This window comes from Polaribacter atrinae, assembly GCF_038023995.1.
In the GTDB taxonomy this organism is placed as follows: Bacteria; Bacteroidota; Bacteroidia; order Flavobacteriales; family Flavobacteriaceae; genus Polaribacter; species Polaribacter atrinae.
Genome location: NZ_CP150660.1, coordinates 2011116 through 2033462, shown reverse-complemented (window position 1 = coordinate 2033462; position 22347 = coordinate 2011116). Strand labels below are relative to the sequence as shown.

The following is a 22347-nucleotide window of genomic DNA, read 5'->3' as shown; positions in this document are numbered from 1 at the left end:
TAATGAAAAAAAGAATTTTAGTAACTGGAGGGTCAGGTTTTATAGGTACAAATATTATTGAATTCTATAAAAATGATTATGAAGTTTTAAATATAGATATTGTAGTTCCTAGAAATATTAATCAGATTTCTTACTGGAAAGAAGTTGATATTTTAGACAGTAGTTCTTTAAATAAAGTGTTTACCAGCTTTAAACCAGACTTTGTTTTGCACATGGCTGCAAGAACAGATTTAGATGGTAGAAATTTAGAAGATTATAGTGCAAATATAAAGGGAGTTGAAAATGTTATTTCAGCAACCAACAATACACCCTCTATAAAAAAGATCATTTTTGCTTCAAGTAGATTGGTTTGTGAAATTGGCTATGAACCAAAAGATGAATTTGATTATAAACCATCAACCATTTATGGTGAAAGTAAAATTATAGGAGAAAAAATAGTTAGAGATGCTACAATAGAAAATGCCAATTGGATTATTGTTAGACCCACATCTTTATGGGGACCCTGGTTTGGTGTTCCTTATAAAAACTTTTTTGATGTTATAGAGAGAAAATTGTATTTTCATCCACAAGGAGAGAAAATTTATAAGAAATTTGGATTTGTTTTAAATTGCGTATATATTTTAAATGCTCTCTTAAAAGACGAGACTTTAAATAAAAAAACAGTTTATTTGTCTGACTTTAAAGAATTGGAAGTTAAAGTATGGGCTGATATGATTTCTAATTGCTTTCACAAGACAAAAGTGAAGCAAATACCTTATTTTATTCTGAAAACATTTTCGGTTCTTGGTGACTTGTCAAAATATTTAGGAGTTAAAAATCCTCCTTTAACAACATTTAGACTTAATAATCTTACCACTCAAATGTCATATAATACATTAGATGTAGAGAATGTTGTTAAGGAATTACCGTTTACCTTAGAACAAGGTACAAATATTACTTATAAATGGTTAATGAAAAAAGAGAGTATCAAGATTTAAAAAAATTTAAAGTTTCAAAGGGCTTTAGAGGTAAATCAAAAGTTATTGTACAACTTTGGTGGATCGTTGAAAATACTTTTTTTGCAATGTCTCCACAGTTTTTTTATGGTTGGAGAAGGTTTCTTCTACGATTATTTGGCGCTAAAATTGGTAAAGGTGTTTTAATTAGATCTACAGCTAAATTTACATACCCTTGGAAGGTTTCTATAGGAGATTATAGTTGGATAGGAGAAGAAACTGTCTTTTATAGTTTAGATGAAATTAGTATTGGTACTCATGTAGCAATAGCTCATGGTGTTTATTTTAATACCGGTTTACATGATTATACTACGGAAGAATTTACAATTATGTCAAAAAAAATAATTATTAAAGATGAATGCTGGATCACAAATGATGTATATATAGCTCCTGGAGTTACCGTAGGTAAAGGAAGTGTTGTAGGAGCTAGAAGCAGTGTTTATAATAATATGCCAGAAGGATTTATATGTTATGGTAATCCGGCAAAGCCAATTAAAAAAAGAATTGAATAAAAGTATAACTATCATAGGTATTAATTATTATCCAGAAGATACAGCCATTGGTTTGTATACTTCTCAACTCGCTAATTATTATAATGATAAAGGAATAGAGGTTAATATAATTACAGGTTTTCCGTATTATCCTGCATGGAAAATTAGTTCGGAGTACCAATCAAAAAAAACTTTTTATAAGGAGAATTTTAATGGAATTAATGTTTTTAGATACAAACAGTTTGTGCCTGAAAACCCTACTTTTATAAAAAGGATATTACATCTTTTAGATTTTTCTTTTGGTACATTCATTAATATTTTTAAAGTAAAAAAAACAGATGTAGTTTTATGTATTGTTCCGTTTATTGGTTCGGTTTTTTTGGGTAAAATTTTATCAAAATTAAGAGGAGCTAAACTTTGGGTTCATATTCAAGATTTTGAGTTTGATGCTGTTACAGATTCTAATATTTTGCATAATAAGCAAAAGGAATCTGTTTTATTTAAAATGTTATTTTGGATTGAAAGGAAATTACTAAACAAGGCAGAAATAGTAAGTACAATTAGTACTTCTATGCTATTAAAATTAAGTACAAAGGTTAAAAAAGATAAGAAAAAAATCCTTTTACCTAATTGGGTAGATTTAAACTTTATAAACCCAATTACATCAACAAAACATCGCTATTTAGAGTCTACGAAATTTAAAATATTGTATTCTGGGAATATTGGAGAAAAACAAGATTGGGATTTTTTTATAAACTTTGCTAACGAGTTAGAAGCGTTAAATGATGTAGAGATAGTGGTTGTGGGTAGCGGAAGCAAAAGAGATTGGTTAGTTGATAAATTAAAGGATTCTAAGAATATCTCATTCCATAAACCTGTTGCTTATAATGAATTATCAAACTTATTATGTAGTGCAGATATGCATATCCTCTTTCAAAAGAATGATGTTATTGATACTGTAATGCCTTCAAAAATTTTAGCTATGATGGCTAGTAGCAAACCATCATTAATTACAGGTAATTTAAAATCTGAAGTTGCAACAATTATCAATCAATCAAAAGGAGGCGAGTATTTTGATTCTAGCGAGTTGAAAAAAGTAATAGAGTTTGTAAAATTTTATAAGTCTAACACCAATTTACCAAAATCATATAGTGAAAATGCGAGGGATTATGTTAGATTAAATTATTCTTTTGAAAAAGTTTTACAAAAGTTTGAAAAAGTATTTTTGGAATTATAATGAGAAATAGAATAAAAAAATACTCCTTTCTAATAAGGCCGTTATTAACATTAGTAGATTTAATAATAATATTTTTAGCTGTTTATTATTTTTCTCATACAGAATATTTAAACTTACATTTTTTTTGTTACACTGTTTTTTCATGGTTTTTAATATCTTATTATACTAAGTTTTATAAAATCTATAGATATACCCATATCTCTAAATTGCTAGGTATAATGCTTACTCATTTCTTTGTTTTTATCTTAGCTTTTCTATCATATTTTACGTTATTTAAAGAGGGAGAGATTATAAGTGAGCAATTTAAAACAATTATAACTTTTGTTTTAATTATAACTTTTTTTAAGATTTTATCTTTTTATTTATTAAAAAAATATAGATTTTTTGGTGGTAATTACAGAAATATAATAGTTTTTGGTAATACAAAATCTGCTCAGAGAGTTGTTTCTTTGTTTAAAAATAAGCAAGAATTAGGATACCGTTTTAGAGGTTTATTTTCAGATAAGACAACAAATGTTAAGGATTATTTGGGTACTATAAAAGAAGGTTTGGTTTATGCACTAAATAATAGTGTAGATGAGATTTATTATGAAGTAAATTCTATTTCACCACATCAATTTAAAGAAATTAGAAATTTTGCAAATAACAATAATATAGAAATAAGGTTAATACCAGAAAATAAGGCTATTTATAGTAAAAATTTTACCTTAGAATATTTTGGTACAATACCAATTTTAAAACCAAAAGAATTACCATTCGAAAAAATAGAAACGCACATCTTAAAAAGAATTTTCGATTTTGTTTTTTCTGTTTTAGTATGTATATTTTTACTTTCTTGGTTATTACCCATTTTATGGTTTTTAGTTAAAATAGATTCTAAAGGAGCATTTTTCTTTAAACAAATTAGAGACGGAGCAGATGGTAAAAAATTCTATTGTTATAAAATTAGGTCGATGAAATCTAATGTGAATGCTCATAAAATTCATGCTACTAAAAATGATTCTAGAATAACTAAAATGGGTGCTTTTTTAAGGAAAACAAGTTTAGATGAATTACCACAGTTTTTTAATGTCCTTATGGGAGATATGAGTGTTGTTGGACCAAGACCACATATGAATATTCAAACAGAGAAATATTTAAAAGAAATAGAGAATTATATAATTAGAAACTCTGTAAAGCCCGGTATAACAGGTCTAGCACAAGTTTCTGGTTATAGAGGAGAAGTAAAAAAGAAATCTGATATAGAAAACAGAGTACGTTTAGATATTTTTTATATAGAAAATTGGTCCTTTATTTTAGATTTAAAAATAGTTTTTTTAACTATTTTTAATGTATTTAAAGGACAGGATAAAGCATACTAAATAAATGAAAGAGAAATTAGACATAACAGCATCTATTGTTCTTTATAATGAAAATTTAGAGGAGCTTACAAAAACAGTAGATTGTTTTTTAAGTATTCCGTTAAAAAAGAAGCTTTATTTAATAGATAATACACCTCAAATGTGCTTTAAGGGTATTTTTAATCAAAAAGATATTGAATACATTGCTGTTGGTAAAAACATTGGGTTTGGTTCTGCTCATAATAAAATACTAGATATATTAAAACAAACCTCTAAATTTCATTTAATTTTAAATCCAGATGTTTCTTTTAAATTAGGTGTTATTTCTAATTTAATTAAAGAGTTAGAAAGGAATAAAGAGATTGCAATGATTGCTCCAAAGGTATTGTTTCCAAACGGAAAACACCAATATTCATGTAGGAGGTATCCATCAATTTCAGAATTAATTGCTAGAAGGTTTGCCGTTTTAAAACCAATGTTTAAAGCAGTTATATTAAAAGGAGAGTATAGAGAAAGAGATTTAAAAGAACCTTTCTTTGCAGAATATATTACAGGGTGTTTCCAATTATACAGAGCAGAATATTTTGTAAAATTAAATGGCTTTGATGAGCGCTACTTTTTATACATGGAAGATGTAGACATCTGTAAAAAAATTGATTCATTAGGAAAGAAAAAATTATATTTTCCACAAGAAGAAATTGTACATGTTTTAAAACAAGGTTCTTCTAAAAGTGCAAAACTATTTTTACGTCATACTTCATCTGCAATTAAATATTTCTTTAAATGGGGATTTTAGCAGTGTAAAGATTGTCAATAGAATTTCGTTTTCCTTTAAAATGTCTTTCTAATCAAAGGGCAATCCAATTTTTTTAAAATATATTTGCGGTAACAACAACACAACAAACAATGAATGTACTTATTTTAGGTTCTGGAGGTAGAGAACACGCTTTTGCAATAAAATTATTAGAAAGTAAAAAAATCAATCAACTTTTTGTTGCTCCAGGTAATGCAGGGACAGATAAAATAGCTAAAAACATCAATATCAATCCTACAGATTTTAAAGCTATTAAAGAAATTGTTTTAGAAAAGGAGATTAAAATGGTAGTTGTAGGTCCAGAAGCACCTTTAGTAGAGGGGGTTCATGATTTCTTTTTAGCAGATGATGAGTTAAAAAATATTCCTGTAATTGGTCCTAAAAAAGACGGAGCATTGTTAGAAGGGTCTAAAGATTTTTCTAAGCAATTCATGCAAAAACACGGCGTTCCAACAGCACGTTATGCATCATTTACTAAAGAAAATTTACAAGATGGTTTTGCTTTCTTAGAAACACTAGCGCCACCTTTTGTATTAAAAGCAGATGGTTTAGCAGCTGGTAAAGGAGTTTTAATTTTAAATTCTTTAGAAGAAGCAAAGTCAGAGTTAGAAGAAATGGTTTCTAATCTAAAATTCGGAGAAGCTTCTGCAACTGTTGTTATAGAAGAATTTTTAAAAGGAATAGAATTATCTGTTTTTGTTTTAACAGATGGAAAAAATTATAAAATGTTACCATCAGCAAAAGATTATAAAAGAATTGGCGAAGGAGATGCTGGTTTAAATACAGGTGGAATGGGAGCAATCTCTCCAGTACCTTTTGCAGATGAAGCTTTTTTAAATAAAGTAGAAGAATTAGTGGTAAAACCAACAATTGCTGGTCTACAAAAAGACGGAATTGATTATAGAGGTTTTATCTTTATTGGGTTAATGAATGATAACGGAAACCCTTTTGTGGTAGAGTATAATGTTAGAATGGGAGATCCAGAAACAGAAGTTGTACTACCAAGAATCAATTCAGATTTATTTGAGTTGTTCGAGGGGGTTGCACATCAAAACTTAAATGAAAAATCATTTTCTGTAACCGATAAAACGGCAACAACGGTTATGTTAGTATCAGGTGGATATCCAGAGGCGTATGAAAAAAACAAAGAAATTACAGGTTTCGAATCTGTAGATGAGTCTATTGTTTTTCATGCAGGAACTACCCTTAAAGACGGTAAAGTGGTTACAAGTGGAGGTAGAGTGATGGCCGTAACTTCTTTTGGAGACACTATTGAAGAGGCTTTAGAAAAGAGTTACAGAAGTATTGATAAAATCCATTTCGATAAAATAAATTACAGAAAAGATATTGGTTTCGATTTGGTATAGCTGTATTTTTATTTGGGCGTTTTAACAGGCTTTCCATTGTATCTTTTTTTCTGAAAAAGAAAAAAAGGATGCCATTTCAATCCTTAACGCACTTATTTAAAATCAATAATCAAACTCGGTTTTTTTGTAATTATTTAAAAAAAATGGTAGCTTTAAATTGAAATAAAAAATGACTGCTACCTCAAAGAAAATAATAATTGCACCACTTAATTGGGGTTTAGGTCACGCTTCACGTTGTGTGCCTATTATTAAGGCTTTATTAGAAAATAATTTTACACCAATCATTGCATCAGACGGAAATGCTTTCACTTTTTTAAGAAAAGAATTTCCTAGTTTAGAATATTTAGAAATCCCAACTTATACCATTTCTTATCAAAGGAGTTTAAAGTTGGGATTACTTTTGCAACTTCCTAAAATTATAAAATCTGTTAGAGAAGAAAAAAGAATCATCAATAACTTTATTTTAAGAAACAAAGACGTTGTTGGTGTTATTTCAGACAATAGAATTAGTGTTAGAAGCAGCTTGGTACCCTCTGTTTATATTACACATCAAATAAATGTATTATCTGGTAATACAACGTTTATAACAAGTTTTGTTCATCAAAAAATAATACAGAAGTTTGATGAATGTTGGATACCTGACAATGAGAACTCAGAATTTTCAGGAAAATTATCATCAACCAAAAAAAAGCTAAACACAAAATTTATTGGAGTCTTAAGTCGGTTTAAAAAGGAAGATTTAGTTGAAAATACAGACATTTTAATCATTCTTTCTGGTCCAGAACCCAATAGAACCTTTTTAGAAAATAAATTGAAAATAGCCTTTAAAAACGATTCTAGAAGCATTGTTTTTGTTTTAGGTAAAGTTGAGGCAGTTCAAAAAAAGTGGATTTCAGAGAATACTACTTTTTACAATTATTTACTTTCAGAAGAACTTCAAAAATTAATCAATTCTAGTAAAGTTGTAATCTGTAGATCTGGTTATTCTTCTATAATGGATGTGGCTGTTTTGGGTAAAAAAGTATTTTTTATTCCTACTCAAAATCAACCAGAGCAAGAATATCTAGCAGCATATTTAGACGAAAAAAAGTATGCTCCGTTTTCTAAAATAGAAGATTTTGTAGAAGAAAAAATTACTACAATTAAAGATTATAAGGGTTTAAAAACAAATGAAACAAAAGTGGATTTTAAATTATTTAGGCTTTTCGAGCGTAAATGAAAATTCAGAACCTTCTCCGTAAGTACTTTTTAAAAGAATGGTTTCGTTATGGGCTTCGATAATATGTTTTACAATAGATAAACCTAAACCAGAACCACCTTGTTCTCTAGATCTACTTTGGTCTACCCTGTAGAATCTTTCAAAAAGTCTAGAAAGATGTTGGGGTTTAATTCCTTCTCCGTTGTCTATTGTTTTAATAATAAATTTACCTTCGTTATAACTTTCTACAGCAACTATTGTGTTCCCGTTTGGTTTCCCGTACTTAATTGAATTTACAATTAGGTTTATTAGTACTTGTTCAATTTTTTTTGCATCTCCATTTACAAAAACAGGAAATTCATAAATTCTATCAAACTTTAATGTGATGTTTCTTTTTTTAGCTCTCATTTCAAACATGTCAAACACATTTTGTACAAGTTCTAAAATATTAAAAACTTCTTTATCTAGTTTCGTGCCATCATTTTCTAATTTGGCAATCATATCTAAATCTTTAATAACAGCAACCAGCCTTTCTACGCCTTTATTGGCTCTCTCAAGATATTTTGTTCTAATCTCCTTGTCATTTACAGCTCCTTCAATCAGGGTTAAAATATAGCCTTGTACAGTAAATAAAGGTGTTTTTAGTTCGTGTGCAACATTTCCTAAAAAGTCTCTTCTAAAGGAATCTCTTTCTGTTAAGCTTTTTATTTCTAGTCTTTTACCTTCTACAAACTTTTGCATTCTTTTAGAAAGTTTTTCAATATCTGTAGTTACAGAATCTCTTCTTAGATCATTAACATCTAAAATAGAAACATCTTCATATATTTTTTTAAGACGTCTGTAAATAAAGTGTTCGGTTCTATATTGAATGATAAAAAATGAAATCACAAAAAGAACTATAATAAAGAAAAGGACAGTACTTATGCCAATTTGTTTAGAAAAAAAATAATACGATAACGTTGCAATAACAACTGTAAGCAGTGTTAAATATACGGCAGACCAAAGTGCGTAAGAGTAGGTTTTTTTAATTTTCATTAAGGCAATTTTAATGCTCTGCGCCTTCTAAAACAAATTTATAGCCAACGCCTTTTACGGTTTTAAAGTGGTCGTCACCAATTTTTTCACGCAGTTTTCTAATATGTACATCAATCGTTCTACCTCCAACAACAACTTCATTTCCCCAAACGGTGTCTAAAATTACTTCTCTTTTAAAAACTTTACCTGGTTTAGATGTTAATAAAGAAAATAATTCGAATTCTTTTCTAGGAAGAGATATTCTATTACCGGCTTTATACACTACATATTCATCTCTATCGATAACAATGTCTCCTATTTTAAAGGTTTCTTCGCTATCTTTTTGGGTTTTTAGTCTTCTTAAAAGAGATTTTACTTTACTTATTAAAACTTTAGGTTTAATAGGTTTTGTAATGTAATCGTCTGCACCTGCTTCAAAACCAGCCAATTGAGAGTAGTCTTCGCCTCTTGCTGTTAAGAAAGAAATAATAACATTTTCTAATGCTTTTACTTTTCTAATTTTTTCGCAAGCTTCTATACCATCCATTTCTGGCATCATTATATCTAATAAAATTAGATGAGGAATATTCTTTTTAGCAGCTTTTACAGCTTCTATTCCATTCGTTGCAGTAAAGATCTGATAGCCTTCGTTTTTTAAATTATAACCTACAATTTCTATAATATCTGGCTCATCATCAACCAATAAAATTTTAATATCACTCTTGTTCATAAATAGATTTAAAACTATTGAATATCAAAAGTAGTAATAATAATATTATTAAGGCAGCTCCTTAACAATCATTTAATCTCAATGTAATCTATTAACGTTAAAGTAACATAAGAATGTTTAGTTGATTAAGAATCAGTTTGTTGTTGTTTTTTTGAACTTAACGTTAAGTTAACTTGTTGTAAATCAGCATTAAATTAATTATTTATATTTTTACCTGTACTAATCTAAAATAATTTACACATGAAAAAAAATTACATTTTTACTTTATTACTTACACTTTGTTTAACGGGAGTTTCTTTTGGACAAGAAATGCTATTAAATGGAGGTTTTGAAAATTGGGATGATGATACTTCGCCAACAAGTTGGACAAAAGCGGAAAGTATAACAAAATCTGCAGAGGCGTATTCTGGTTCTTTTTCTGCTTTTAGAGATGGAGGTTCTGGTACAAAAGATTTAGGACAAACAATTACAGGTGTTACTTCTGGAGAAAGCTATACAATTAGTTTTTGGTATAAAGTTACCGCTGGTGATGATTCTGATGCTAGAATTTGGTCTACTTGGAAAAATGGTTCATCTACTGTTTATCATACAGATGAAGCATCTACAGATGTTTTAAGAGGACCAGAGAATGGTTATTTAGATAATAACGGTGGTGTTTGGACTAAACATGAGGTTACTGTTACTGCTCCGGAAGGTGTAGATGCTTTTTATTTTGAAGTAAGATCTTACTCTAACTCATCAACTTATTTTGATGATTTATCATTTGTAAAAAACGCTACTGCTTCTGTAAAGAATAATTCAATAGAAGGTTTTTCAACGTATCCAAACCCTATTACAGATAAAAACTTCACAATTTCTAGTAATAGTTCAGACACTAAAGAAGTATCTCTTTTTAGTGTTATTGGTAAAAGAGTATTTTCAACTTCTTTTTCTGGTTTAAAGAAAAATTTAGATGTTTCTACAATCAATTCTGGAATCTATATTTTAAAAGTTACAGAAGCTGGCAAAACATCTACTAAAAAATTAGTGATTAGATAATCTCTAAATACGTTTTTACTATATAAAGCTCCGAATTTATTTCGGAGCTTTTTTATTTTTACTATCTTTCTTGATGAAAAAGAAAAATGTATTGCTATGAATTTACCTGTAAAATTAAATGATGTCCTTTTTTTGGATATTGAAACGGTTCCGGAATATGAAAATTGGGGACAACTAGCGGAAGAAACACAAGAACTTTACAATAAGAAAACCCAATACCAACGTAAGGAAGATGTTTCTGCAGAAAGGTTTTACGAAAGAGCTGGTATTTGGGCAGAATTTGGTAAGATTGTTTGTATTTCTGTTGGGTACTTTGTAGATGTTGAAGAGAAAAAACAATTGCGCTTAACATCTTTTTATGGTGATGATGAACATCAACTTTTAAGTGAGTTTAAAGAGTTGTTAAATCTACATTTTAATAAGAAAACTAATGTTTTATGTGCACACAATGGTAAGGAATTCGATTTTCCTTTTATTGCCAGAAGAATGATTGTGCATCAAATAGAATTACCGAGTAAATTAAATCTGTTTGGTAAAAAGCCATGGGAAGTTCCGCATTTAGATACTTTAGAATTATGGAAATTTGGAGATTATAAACATTATACTTCACTAAAACTCTTAACGGCTATTTTAGGCATTCCTTCTCCTAAGGATGATATTGATGGAAGTGAAGTAGCTAAGGTCTATTATCAAGAAAAAGATATACAGAGAATTGTAACCTATTGTGAAAAGGATACCATTGCAGTTGCGCAAATTTTATTACGTTTTAACAACCAAGACTTGCTAAAAGCAGATGATATTGTAAGTGTATAATTTTCCAATTTTCCCTGCAAAGTTTTAGAACCTTGCAGGGAAAAATGTAAGGTATTTAGTCTTCTAATTTCATAGAAAGTTCTAACCAGCGTTCTTCTTTTTGCTCTAAATTGGTTATTGTTTCTTGTAGTTCTTCAGATTTTTTAGCAATATCATCGGCAGCAATTTCTACGTTTAAAAATTGATTTTCTATGGTTACTTTTCTTTTTTGAAGTCTTTCAATATCACCTTCTAAAGCACCAAACTCTCTTTTTTCATCAAAAGTTAAAGTGTTTTTAGACGATTTTTTTTCAGTCTTTTTCTCTTCCTTTTTTTCTACAGGTTTTTCAGTAGATTCTGTTAATGCAGAACCATCATCATAAGCTCTAAAATCTGAGTAGTTTCCTGGGAAATTCTCTACAACACCTTCGCCTCTAAAAACAAATAGTGCGTCTACAATTTTATCCATAAAATAACGGTCGTGAGATACAACCAAAAGGTTTCCTGGATAATCTAATAAGAAGTTTTCAAGTACATTTAGTGTAACAACATCTAAATCGTTTGTTGGCTCATCTAAAATTAAAAAATTAGGATTCTGAATTAAAACAGCACACAGATATAAACGCTTTTGTTCGCCCCCAGATAGTTTTTCAACAAAATCGTATTGTTTCTTTTTATCAAACAAAAAACGTTCTAATAATTGCGATGCAGAAATTTTTCGTCCTTTTGTTAAAGGGATAAATTCTCCAAATTCTTTAACAACTTCAATTACTTTTTGTCCTTCTTTAATCTCAATTCCTGCTTGTGTATAATAACCATACTTTACAGTTTCACCCAAAATAACTTTACCAGAATCTACTGGTGCAGTTTCTGTGATAATATTTAAAAAAGAAGATTTTCCGGTTCCGTTTTTACCAATAATACCAACACGTTCTCCACGTTTAAAAACATAATCGAAATTGTCTAAAATCTTTTTTTCACCAAATGATTTAGATACTTTATGAAGTTCAAGAATTTTACTTCCTAAACGTTCCATATTAATTTCTAACTGAACTTGATGGTCTTTTCTACGTTGATGCGCTTTTTCTTTAATTTGATAAAAGTCATCTGTTCTAGACTTAGATTTGGTAGTTCTTGCCTTTGGTTGCTTTCGCATCCATTCTAATTCTTTTTTAAATAAACTTTTAGCCTTTCCTAAATTGGTTGCTTCTAGTGCTAAACGTTCTTCTTTATTTTGTAAATAGTAAGAATAATTTCCTTTGTATTTATAGATTTTACCTTCATCTAACTCTAAAATTTCGTTACAAACACGCTCTAAGAAATAACGGTCGTGTGTAACCATAAATAAAGTAATCTTTTCTTTTGCAAAGAAAGCCTCTAACCATTCTATCATTTCTAAATCTAAATGATTTGTAGGCTCATCTAAAATTAATAGATCGGGTTTATTAATTAAAACAATGGCTAAAGACAGCCGTTTTCTTTGTCCCCCAGAAAGTGCACCTACTTTTAAAGTTAAATCGTCTAATTTTAATTTAGATAAAATTTGTCTGTATTGTGTTTCAAAATCCCAAGCATTGTAGTGTTCCATTTGCTCAAAAGCAGTTTGGTAAGCATCTGTATCGTCTAGGTTTAATAAAGCTTTTTCGTATTGATTAACTATAGAAAGAATTTTATTGTCGGTTGCAAAAATGGTTTCTTCTATGGTTAGTTCTGGATCAATATCATCTTTTTGAGCTAAGTAAGCAATCGTAATTCCTTTTCTACTAACTACTTGCCCAGAATCTGGTACGTCTAAGCCAGCAATAATATTTAGGATAGATGTTTTACCACTACCGTTTTTAGCTACAAAAGCAACTTTTTGGTCTTTACTAATTCCAAAAGAGATGTCTTCGAATAAAATACGTTCTCCATAAGACTTAGAGATATTTTCAACAGATAAATAATTCACAGAAATAAATTTATTTTTTGCAAAGAAACAAAAAACCCAAGCGTTAAGTTGCGTTTTTGATGGCATTTAATTTTTTAGATTCATTTCTTTATTATTTTTAAGTTAATTGAGGCTTTTTTTATGGTAAATTAAATTGGTTTTCAATGACTTAAAAGACTCCTTTTTCCTTAAAATCTAATTTTTAGGATCTCTGAATTAGTGCTATATTGCGGTCATATTATTGAAAAAATTAAAATATGAAAATTATAGTTCCAATGGCCGGAATTGGGTCTCGCTTAAGACCACATACATTAACGGTACCTAAACCTTTAACAGTAATTGCAGGAAAACCAATTGTACAACGTTTAGTAGAAGATATTGCTTCTGTTATTGATGAAAAAATTGATGAAATTGCATTTGTTATAGGAACAACCGCCAAAGGGTTTCCTACAGATACAGAAGAACAATTATTAAAAATTGCTGCAGAACTAGGTGCTAAAGGATCTGTTTATGTGCAAGAAGAAGCTTTAGGAACTGCGCATGCAATTTATATGGCAAAAGAATCTTTAAGTGGACCTTGTGTTGTAGCGTATGCAGATACTTTATTTAAAGCAGATTTTACTTTAGATGTAAATGCTGATGGAGCAATTTGGGTAAGTAAAGTAGCAAATCCAAGTGCTTTTGGTGTTGTAAAATTACAAGACGGAATTATTACTGATTTTATAGAGAAACCAAAAGATTTTGTTTCTGATTTAGCAATTATCGGAATTTATTATTTTAAAAGTGGAGATAAATTATTAGAAGAAATTCAATATTTAATTGATAACGATTTAAAAGAAAATAATGAATATCAGCTTACAAATGTTTTAGAATCTTTAAAATTACAAGGCGCAAAATTTATTCCTGGAACGGTAGATGCTTGGATGGATTGTGGTAAAAAAGACCCAACAGTAGATACCAATAAACAAGTTTTAGGTTTTGAGCATGAAGCTGGTAATAATTTAGTAGCTAAAGATATAGTTTTAGAAAATTCAGAAATTATTCAACCTTGTTTTATTGGTGAAAACGTTGTGCTTAAAAACACAAAAATAGGACCTTATGTTTCTATTGGAGCAAATAGTGTGGTAGAAAATTCTACGATTGTTAATTCTTTAATTCAATCTAATGTAGAAATTTCTAATGCAGAATTAGACAATGCTATGATTGGTAATCATGCAAAATACAATGGTAAATATACCTCTGTAAGTATTGGTGACTATACAGAATTAACATAAATGATAAAAAGAATTAAGATAAAAGAATTAAGAGAGAAGAGAAGGATTTGTTTAGATAAATTATTTCTCTTTTCTTTTTTCTTTGTACTTTTTTCACTGAATGCTTTTTCACAAGACAGTATACCAATTGCTAAAGATTTAACAGAAGAAAAGGAGTTGAATTTTCAGCAATTTTTTTTTAAAGCTTTGTCAGAAAAAGCAATAGGTAATTATCAAAAAGCAATTGAAAACTTAGAAAGCAGTAATCAGATTATAACAGATAATGTGGCTGTTTATTTTGAGTTTTCTAAAAATTATTATTTATTAAATAAGATTTTATTAGCCAAAGAATACATTCAAAGAGCTCTTAATAAAGAGCCAAATAATGTTTGGATGCTTAAGCATTTGGTTAAAATTGATATAAAGGATAAGAATTTTTCTGAAGCAATTATTGTCCAAGAGAAACTTGTAGCATTTGATTTAAGTGAACAAGAATTATTGGTTAAATTATATTTAAACAATAAAGAAGAGGATAAAGCAGTTGCATTAATGAATCTTATGGAGCAGAATAATGGACTTTCTGCCTCTTTTAAAAGATTGAAAAGTAATTTAGAAAACAAGAATGAAATAATTGTTGCTGAAGAAGCAATTGCAACTGTGGAAACCGGTTCTCTTGAAGAGCAATTTAAAGCGAATAAATCTTATGCTGTTTTAGAACAAATTTTAAAGAAGTCTAAACAGCAGCCAGAAGTACTTTTAAAGTATTCAGAAGAAGGGGTTTTGCTTTTTCCAGCACAACCTTTTGTATACTTAATGAAAGGAAAGGCTTTAAATTATCAGAAAAAGTATAAAAATGCGTTAGTAAGTTTACAGAATGGTATCGATTTTGTAATTGAAGATGAAATGGAAGCAGATTTTTATAAAGAAATGGCAGTTTCTTATAATGGTTTAGGTAATTTTAAAGAGGAAAAAAACTTTATTGAGAAATCAAAAAAAATAAAAAATTAAGAATGAGATTTTTAAAATATTTTATAGTATTTGCAATTGTATTTACTTCTTGTAAAGCAAAAAAAAGTATGATTGATGCAAATGTTATTGCTGAAGAGATGTCTGCTAAAAAAGTTGCGAGAAAGCATGTTGCTGCTAATTTTGATAAAAAAACAGTAGATGCAAAGCTGAAGGCAAATATTAATAATGGTAAGATTAACCAAAGTATTTCTGTTAGTTTAAAAATGGAAAAAGATGCCGTGATTTGGCTGAAAGGGACTAAGTTTATTACCCTTTTTAAAGCGAAGATTACACCAACTTCTGTCCGTTATTACTCGTCTTTAGAAAGAAAATATTTTGAAGGAGATTTTACAATGCTAAAAAAGTTGTTAGGTACAGATATTAATTTTAACCAACTTCAAAATTTATTTTTAGGACAGTCTTTAACAAATGTAAAAGATCAAAAGCAAAATATAAGCATCATAGATAACTCGTATGTTTTATCACCAGAAATTCAGGCAAGTCTATTCGATATCTTCTTTTCAGTAAATCCTTCACACTTTAAATTAGACAAACAATCTATTATTAATACAGTAAAAAATCAACGTTTAGATGTTTTTTATCCTTCTTATAATGTGGTTGATGACGCTATTTTTCCATCAGAAATTAACATTAAAGCAAAACAACCAGGTAAATTTACAGATATAGATTTTACAGTGAGATCTGTAGAGTTTAATAAAGATATAGATACTTCTTTTTCAATTCCTAAAGGTTACAAGCAAATTAAATTATAGTGAAAAGTAGAAAATTTTATATACCCGTTTTTATTTTCTTTCTAAGTGTTTTTTCTGTTTTTGGACAAACAAGAAAAGAACTAGAAGAGCAACGTAAGCAACTTAATTATGAAATTAAGCAAGTAAACTCGTTGCTTTTTAAAGAAAAAAAGAAAGTAGATAATGCGTTAGAGGACTTAAATGATTTAAATAGAAAAATTAGTGTAAGAGCTAAATTAATTTCTATAATTAACTCAGAAGCAAGAATTTTATCAAAAGAGATTCGTGTAAATGAAACAGAATTAAAAAAATTAAAGAAGAAGTTAGCAGATTTAAAAGCAGATTATGCCGATATGATTTTTAAATCTTACAAAAGCAAATCTCAACAAAGTAGAATGATGTTTTTACTTTCTTCAGAGAATTTTCAGCAAGCTTATAAAAGGTTAGAGTATATGAAACAGTATACTGCTTACAGAAAAAAACAAGGAGAAGAAATTGTTGGTCAGACAAATGAAGTTAAAGCTGTAAATGATTCTTTATTGGTTCAAAAAGCCTTAAAAGACAAGTTAATAGTGTCTGAGAATGAACAAAAAAAGGAAATTGAAGAGGATAAAAAGAATCAAGAAAAATTATTAGCTACTATCAAGAAAAAAGAAAGTAGTTACAAAAAAGAGCTTCAAAGTAAAGTTAAAGAAGAGAAAAGAGTTACCGTACAAATTGATAGAAAGATTCGTGAAGAAATTGAGCGAGCAAATAGAATTGCAAGAGCAAAACTAAAGGATGAGCCAAGTAAAAAACCAATTGCTGTTAAGAAAAATGAGTTTATTTTAAGTCCAGAAGCCAAGGCTTTGGCTGCAAAATTTGAATTAAATAAAGGGAAATTACCTTGGCCTGTAAGTGAAGGTATTGTAGTTAGAAAGTTTGGTACTCAACCACACCCATCATTTCCAGGAATTACCGTTAATGGTACAGGTTTACATATTGTTACCAAAGAGGGGATAAGTGCTCAAGCTATTTTTAACGGAAGGGTACTAAATGTTTTGGTAAGTGCAGAGGGAAGAAAAAATATTTTAATCCAGCATGGTAATTATATCTCATCCTATAATAACTTAGAAAATGTTACTGTTCATAAAGGAGATGTTGTTGTAACAGGGCAAAAAATTGGTCAGGTTTTTACGGATAAAGTTTCTAAAAAAACGAAGTTAATCTTTGTCTTGTTTAAAAATACAACGCGTTTAAACCCTTCTTCTTGGATTTTAAGAAGATAAACTACTTAAAATAGTATTTGCGTTAAAATAGAATTTGATACCACACATAAGAACGCTGGTGTATAATTAAGTTTGTACAAGAATTTACAAATTTTTTATATTAATTAAAATTTTATTAAAATGGAAAACTTAAAAAGAAAAACCGTTGCAATATTAGCAACTAATGGATTTGAGGAAAGTGAATTAAGAGAACCTAAGAAAGCTTTAGAAGCCGCTGGTGCAGATGTGCACATTGTGTCTTTAGAATCTGGAGAAATAAAATCATGGAATGAAGGTAATTGGGGAAAAACGTATAAAGTAGATAAAACTTTAAAGGACGTATCTCAAGAAAACTATAATGCATTGATGTTGCCTGGTGGAGTTATAAATCCAGACTTATTACGTAATAATAAAGACGCAGTTGGTTTTGTAAAATCCTTCTTTGAGCATCATAAACCTGTTGGTGCTATTTGCCATGGACCTTGGTTATTAGCGGAAGCAGATGTATTAAAAGGGAGAAATATAACTTCATATAGCTCAATTAAAACAGATCTTATAAATGCTGGTGCAAATTGGATTGATGAAGAGGTAGTTGTAGATAAAGGACTAGTTACAAGTAGATATCCTGATGATTTACCTGCATTTAATGCTAAGTTAGTGGAAGAAGTATATGAAGGTAAACACAAAGGCCAAATGGCTTAATTTTATCTTATTACTATAAATAAAAAAAGAAGCGCAAATTTAGATTTGCGCTTCTTTTTTTTATAATATTTAATTATTTTAATCTAAACAAGAATATTTACTAGAAAGATTAAATAAAATCTACTCTGGTTGAGGAGAATATTTAATGTTTTTCTGAAGAATAACAGCATTAGGGATTGTTATCAATTCTTTTTCTGGTGTTCTTAAAGTGATAAAAAAAGCGCCAATATCTCTAATTTCTCCTGTAATATTATTGTCTTTTTCTAAAATAGTAATGGTATCTCCAATTTTTACAGGGTAATTTATAAATAAAATTAAGCCTGCGGTAATATTAGAAAGTATAGACCATTGTGCAAAAAAGGCAATTCCTAAAATGGTTAAAAAAGAAGAAACATAAACAAGTAATTGTTTCTCGTCTACACCCCAAATAAAAGATACAAATACAATTATAGTAATGTAAATAAGCACAGAAATTATTTTATTCGTTAAAATAATTCTAGCTTTTTGAAACCCAAATTTTAGTTGAATTTTCTTTAGAGAATTCGTAATTACAAAGCGAATTAAAAAAGCAGCAATAAGTATTGCTATTGATGATATAATTTTATAATTGTAAAATTCCATAATGATAATATTTAACTAAATACTGCTTTTAAGGCAGTTGCGTCTCCAGGTTTTAGCTTTCCTGCTAAAACTAAACTTAATTCTTTACGTCTTAAGGCCCCTTCAAAGCGTGTTAATTCTAGATCTGTTTCTGGTCTAATTTGAGGAATAGCAACAGGTTTTCCTGTTTCATCTACGGCAACAAAAGTATAAATACCTTCGTTTACTTTTGTTCTAGACCCAGATTGTCTGTCTTCTGTCCAAACATCTACATAGGTTTCCATAGAAGAGTTAAATGCTCTAGAAACCTTTGCTTCTATAGTAACTACACTACCAACAGGAATTGCTTTGCTAAAGGCAACATGGTTTACAGATGCTGTAACCACAATTCTTCTAGAGTGTCTTCTAGCAGCAATACTGCAAGCTCTGTCCATTCTGGCAAGTAATTCGCCTCCAAAAAGGTTATCTAAATAATTGGTTTCACCAGGTAAAACTAAATCGGTAAGTATTGTTAAAGATTCTTTCGGCGTTTTTACTTCCATCAAAAAATGTTTTTTTGCAAAGATAGTAATCGCTTATTAAAAAAAGAGCTTTAAAATTGTTAAAGAAAAGTAGAATTAATCTATCTTTTCAACAAGTAACCAGGCATCTTTAGATACTGTTTTCTGAATTCTATAAAGGTTGTTAGTAGCTTCATTTCGGCTAGCGTAACTGTTAAAAGTAACCTGCGTAAGTCCCCATTTGTTAACGCCAATTATCTTAGCATCAAATCCTTTTGCTTTTAATTCTTCTACTCTCTTTTCTGCATTTTCTGCAAATTGAAAAGCTCCGGCAACAATATGAAATGGCTTCGCTACTTCTTTAACAACCTTTAAATCAATAGTTGGTAAAGGATTAGAGATTACAAAAGTAGCAGATTGTATTTTTTTCTGAATAGCTTTTTCTTGATTCGCTAAGTTTTCTTTTTGTAGATTATTTTCATAACCATTATAGCCAGCAAAACCTAAAGTTAGTAAAATTGCTGCAGTAGCGGCATATTTTATAAATGTAGGTATCCCTTTGTGCGTTGCTTTTGTAGGAGTAGGGTTTAAAGGTTTTACTTCTTCCTTAAACCTAGAAATAGCAGAAGATGTTACAGTGTCTAAACCAAAAGATTCCGTTAAGTAGTTAACAGCAGTATTCGGTTCAAAAATAATTTGTTTTTCTTCATTTAAAGTCAAAACACCTAAACGATCAATTTGTACCGTTCTAGATTGTAATTCATTTTGCCATTTAATAACAGATAATGAAATAGCAGTAGATGCTTTTTCAAAAGAAATGTTTTCTGCAGAAGCAATATAGTTAGCTAATAAACCATCATTGTGTTTTAACAAACTATTAAAAGTAACCTGCTTAGTAGGTGGAGTAAAAGTATGTGTAAAATTATTGGCTTTTGCACCAATTCTATTGGTTACAAATCCTCCAAAATCAGGTACAATTACGCAATCGTATCTGTACAGTAAATCGTTTATGTATGTAGCTAAATTCATTGTAACAAATATAGAAATTAAGGCGTTTTGTAAAACAATTTCTTAACAATTTTATCAACAAATATTTTATATATTGGTATTCAAATTGTTATCAAATTGAAAGAAGAAAAATTATTAGCGGTCTTAAGATTACAAAGGTGCAAAGCAATTGGCGATATTTTGGCCAAAAAACTCATTGTAAATGTGGGAGATGTAGAGCAAGTGTTTAAAGAAAAGACAGCTATACTATCAAAAATTAATGGAATAGGCAGTCATGTTTTAAAGCATTTGTTTGATGCAAAAAATATTAAATTGGCCCAACAGGAGTTAAAATATATTCAAGATAATAATATTTCTTATTCTTATTTTTTAGATGATGATTATCCTAAAAACCTTCAACATTGTATTGATAGCCCAATATTATTGTTCAAAGACGGAAAATTAGACTTTTCTAATCCTAGAATTATTTCTATTGTTGGTACACGAAATATTAGCTCTTATGGACGCGATTTTTGCAATCAATTGATAAAAGAAATTGCTACCTATAACCCTATAATTGTAAGTGGTTTTGCATATGGTGTAGATATTTGTGCACATAAAGCAGCTATAGAATACAACTTGCAAACCATTGCTGTTTTAGCACATGGTTTTGAGCAAATTTATCCGAAGGTTCATAAAAAATATATCAATCAAGTAAATGAAAATGGTGGTTTTTTAACTGAGTTTTGGAGTGAAGAAGATCCTTTAAGAGAAAACTTTTTAAAACGGAATAGAATTGTTGCAGGTATTTCTAAGGCAACAATTATTATAGAATCTGCCTCTAAAGGAGGTTCTTTAGTTACAGCAGATATTGCCAACTCTTATAATAAAGATGTGTTTGCTGTTCCTGGTAGAACTACAGATTTGTATAGCCGAGGGTGTAATAATCTAATTAAAAATAACAGGGCGTATTTGCTAAGTTCTGCCACGGATATTGTAAAAATGCTCAATTGGGATGTTCAAGAAAAGGCGAAAACAATTCAAAAACAATTATTTGTAGAATTAAACGAGAACGAGCAGAAAATTCATGATTTATTACATGATAAAGGACAACAATTATTAGACGTTATTTCTTTAGAATGTAATATTCCAATTTATCAGTTATCATCTATTTTATTGCAAATGGAATTAAAAGGTGTTACAAAACCTTTGCCAGGAAAGATGTTCGAACTTACTTAATAATGCTTATTTTTGAAACTATGAAGGTAGAAAGAAAATTAATGTCTAAGAAAAAACCAACATTTCCTATCAATGATATGTTGAGTGATTATTTGAAAAAATACAAAAGGAATGTGAAAATTCCAATTTTTTATGATGATTTATTGCGTTTTCAAGGCTCTGTAACTGTGTATGATAATAATGATGAAGACACACTTTGGATACGTACTTATTATTCTGAATGGGACCGAATAGAGATAGACAATAGCTTAAAAAAAATATACATGATGTTGCTTTCTGATGGAAGTGATGCAACCTTACCATTTTTAAATGTAGACGCTATAGATTACTGTACGTTTGGTAATTCTAAACCGTTTAGAATAAAAGTAAGAAATATTTTAAACGATAATTTTACGTATTTCTATGTAAAAAAAGCAGACGCTTCTCGTGTCTATGGTTTGGAGTTAGAACATATATTATCTCCTCACAACATCAATTTTTTGGTGCATAAAGACACGCTAATAGAAGAACATATTGTAGGGATTCCTGGAGATGATTTTATCAAGAACTTCTTGCCAAAATGTACAGAATCAGAAAAATCGCAAATAGCAAAAGAGTTTGTGAAGTTTAAAGAACGATGTTTAGTACGTTTGTTGGGTGATATGCGTTCTTACAATTATGTAGTTACGCCAACACACGATTTTTTTAGCATCATTTATAAAATTAGAGCCATAGATTTCGATCAACAATCTTTTGAAGGGAATTTAAAAGTTTACAACCTACAATTTATGAAGGAGAACTTCAAAATGGTGGAAATGGTGAGTAAGAAATTAGAAAATAGCTCTATTGAACAATACAAAATAGAAGAGCGCTCTTTTATGGCAAAACGGATGATTACTGCACCAAGAAGAACGGAATTTCTTATTAACTGTATGAAAAATGATACTATTTCTTATCCTAAAAACGTAGCGTTATTAAAAAATCAATTAATGAAATATGTGGGAGATGTAAAGTTTAAAGAGTGTACTAATATGGGAGAAGTTTTAGATACTATTTTATCTTTTGTAAAACGTAATTATTTAGATATTAGTAATAAAGAGCTGTTTTAGAAGCTGTTTCCTGCTTTCACTACTCGCT

The 22347-nt window shown here is 29.2% G+C and carries 22 protein-coding genes; 16 read left to right on the top strand and 6 right to left on the bottom strand.

Annotation, left to right across the window (positions count from 1 at the left end):
• Positions 1–2: 2 nt before the first annotated feature.
• The 7 genes from WG945_RS08925 (at position 3) to WG945_RS08895 (ending at position 7463) form a co-directional block, all read left to right on the top strand.
• Positions 3–977 (top strand): NAD-dependent epimerase/dehydratase family protein, encoded by a 975-nt coding sequence (locus WG945_RS08925; protein ID WP_068447145.1) that lies wholly within the window; start codon positions 3–5, stop codon positions 975–977.
• A complete protein-coding gene (locus WG945_RS08920) occupies positions 944–1507 on the top strand; it encodes a putative colanic acid biosynthesis acetyltransferase (RefSeq protein ID WP_068447144.1) in 564 nt (187 codons plus the stop codon). The genes WG945_RS08925 and WG945_RS08920 overlap by 34 nt, the downstream gene beginning before the upstream one ends.
• Positions 1500–2723, top strand: coding sequence for a WcaI family glycosyltransferase (locus WG945_RS08915; RefSeq protein WP_197482019.1), 1224 nt, complete (start codon positions 1500–1502; stop codon positions 2721–2723). Before WG945_RS08920 ends, WG945_RS08915 begins: the two co-directional genes overlap by 8 nt.
• Positions 2723–4084 (top strand): exopolysaccharide biosynthesis polyprenyl glycosylphosphotransferase, encoded by a 1362-nt coding sequence (locus WG945_RS08910; RefSeq protein ID WP_068447140.1) that lies wholly within the window; start codon positions 2723–2725, stop codon positions 4082–4084. Before WG945_RS08915 ends, WG945_RS08910 begins: the two co-directional genes overlap by 1 nt.
• Positions 4085–4088: 4 nt before the next feature.
• Positions 4089–4859 carry a glycosyltransferase gene (locus WG945_RS08905; RefSeq protein ID WP_068447137.1) on the top strand — a complete coding sequence of 257 codons (771 nt, stop codon included), beginning with the start codon at positions 4089–4091 and terminating at the stop codon, positions 4857–4859.
• 110 nt (positions 4860–4969) lie between these two features.
• Entirely contained in the window at positions 4970–6244 is a 1275-nt protein-coding gene (purD, locus tag WG945_RS08900) for a phosphoribosylamine--glycine ligase (RefSeq protein ID WP_068447136.1), read from the top strand.
• 169 nt (positions 6245–6413) lie between these two features.
• Positions 6414–7463 carry a glycosyltransferase gene (locus WG945_RS08895; protein WP_068447134.1) on the top strand — a complete coding sequence of 350 codons (1050 nt, stop codon included), beginning with the start codon at positions 6414–6416 and terminating at the stop codon, positions 7461–7463.
• Here WG945_RS08895 and WG945_RS08890 read toward each other — a convergent pair.
• Entirely contained in the window at positions 7437–8477 is a 1041-nt protein-coding gene (locus WG945_RS08890) for a sensor histidine kinase (RefSeq protein ID WP_068447132.1), read from the bottom strand. The two genes, WG945_RS08895 and WG945_RS08890, sit on opposite strands and share 27 nt — an antisense overlap.
• Before the next feature lie 10 nt (positions 8478–8487).
• Positions 8488–9186, bottom strand: a complete 699-nt coding sequence (locus WG945_RS08885; protein WP_068447130.1) for a response regulator transcription factor — start codon at positions 9184–9186, stop codon at positions 8488–8490.
• 240 nt (positions 9187–9426) lie between these two features.
• Here WG945_RS08885 and WG945_RS08880 point away from each other — a divergent pair, with 240 nt between their 5' ends.
• Both WG945_RS08880 and WG945_RS08875 read left to right on the top strand, forming a co-directional pair.
• The gene (locus WG945_RS08880; protein ID WP_068447128.1) at positions 9427–10224 is read left to right on the top strand and encodes a T9SS type A sorting domain-containing protein; all 798 of its coding nucleotides are present in this window, start codon (positions 9427–9429) and stop codon (positions 10222–10224) included.
• A gap of 96 nt (positions 10225–10320) precedes the next feature.
• Entirely contained in the window at positions 10321–11037 is a 717-nt protein-coding gene (locus WG945_RS08875) for a 3'-5' exonuclease (RefSeq protein WP_068447126.1), read from the top strand.
• A 55-nt stretch (positions 11038–11092) separates the two neighbouring features.
• Here WG945_RS08875 and WG945_RS08870 read toward each other — a convergent pair whose 3' ends face one another.
• Positions 11093–12964 (bottom strand): ABC-F family ATP-binding cassette domain-containing protein, encoded by a 1872-nt coding sequence (locus tag WG945_RS08870; protein ID WP_068447212.1) that lies wholly within the window; start codon positions 12962–12964, stop codon positions 11093–11095.
• A gap of 236 nt (positions 12965–13200) precedes the next feature.
• Between WG945_RS08870 and WG945_RS08865 the strand changes: the two genes are divergently transcribed.
• From WG945_RS08865 to WG945_RS08845, 5 genes are all read left to right on the top strand, one after another.
• Positions 13201–14217, top strand: a complete 1017-nt coding sequence (locus WG945_RS08865; protein ID WP_068447124.1) for a sugar phosphate nucleotidyltransferase — start codon at positions 13201–13203, stop codon at positions 14215–14217.
• Positions 14218–15204 (top strand): tetratricopeptide repeat protein, encoded by a 987-nt coding sequence (locus tag WG945_RS08860; protein WP_068447122.1) that lies wholly within the window; start codon positions 14218–14220, stop codon positions 15202–15204.
• Positions 15205–15206: 2 nt separating this feature from the next.
• Positions 15207–15977: a DUF4292 domain-containing protein gene (locus WG945_RS08855; protein ID WP_068447121.1), complete on the top strand. Its 771-nt coding sequence runs from the start codon at positions 15207–15209 to the stop codon at positions 15975–15977.
• Positions 15977–17224, top strand: a complete 1248-nt coding sequence (locus tag WG945_RS08850; protein ID WP_082864128.1) for a murein hydrolase activator EnvC family protein — start codon at positions 15977–15979, stop codon at positions 17222–17224. Before WG945_RS08855 ends, WG945_RS08850 begins: the two co-directional genes overlap by 1 nt.
• Before the next feature lie 120 nt (positions 17225–17344).
• Positions 17345–17905: a type 1 glutamine amidotransferase domain-containing protein gene (locus tag WG945_RS08845; protein ID WP_068447118.1), complete on the top strand. Its 561-nt coding sequence runs from the start codon at positions 17345–17347 to the stop codon at positions 17903–17905.
• A 120-nt stretch (positions 17906–18025) separates the two neighbouring features.
• Here the strand turns inward: WG945_RS08845 and WG945_RS08840 are convergent, their stop codons facing one another.
• The 3 genes from WG945_RS08840 to WG945_RS08830 all read right to left on the bottom strand — a co-directional run bounded on the left by WG945_RS08840 (position 18026) and on the right by WG945_RS08830 (position 20034).
• Positions 18026–18526, bottom strand: coding sequence for a mechanosensitive ion channel domain-containing protein (locus tag WG945_RS08840; RefSeq protein ID WP_068447116.1), 501 nt, complete (start codon positions 18524–18526; stop codon positions 18026–18028).
• 11 nt (positions 18527–18537) lie between these two features.
• A complete protein-coding gene (locus tag WG945_RS08835) occupies positions 18538–19047 on the bottom strand; it encodes an acyl-CoA thioesterase (RefSeq protein ID WP_068447114.1) in 510 nt (169 codons plus the stop codon).
• 75 nt (positions 19048–19122) lie between these two features.
• Positions 19123–20034, bottom strand: coding sequence for an SPOR domain-containing protein (locus tag WG945_RS08830; protein WP_068447112.1), 912 nt, complete (start codon positions 20032–20034; stop codon positions 19123–19125).
• A gap of 96 nt (positions 20035–20130) precedes the next feature.
• On the opposite strand from WG945_RS08830, the gene dprA reads away from it, so the two are divergent.
• Both dprA and WG945_RS08820 read left to right on the top strand, forming a co-directional pair.
• Complete coding sequence (gene dprA, locus WG945_RS08825; RefSeq protein WP_068447110.1) at positions 20131–21231, top strand: DNA-processing protein DprA; 1101 nt, start codon at positions 20131–20133, stop codon at positions 21229–21231.
• A gap of 20 nt (positions 21232–21251) precedes the next feature.
• Positions 21252–22319 carry a hypothetical protein gene (locus WG945_RS08820; RefSeq protein ID WP_068447205.1) on the top strand — a complete coding sequence of 356 codons (1068 nt, stop codon included), beginning with the start codon at positions 21252–21254 and terminating at the stop codon, positions 22317–22319.
• Positions 22320–22347: the final 28 nt, after the last annotated feature.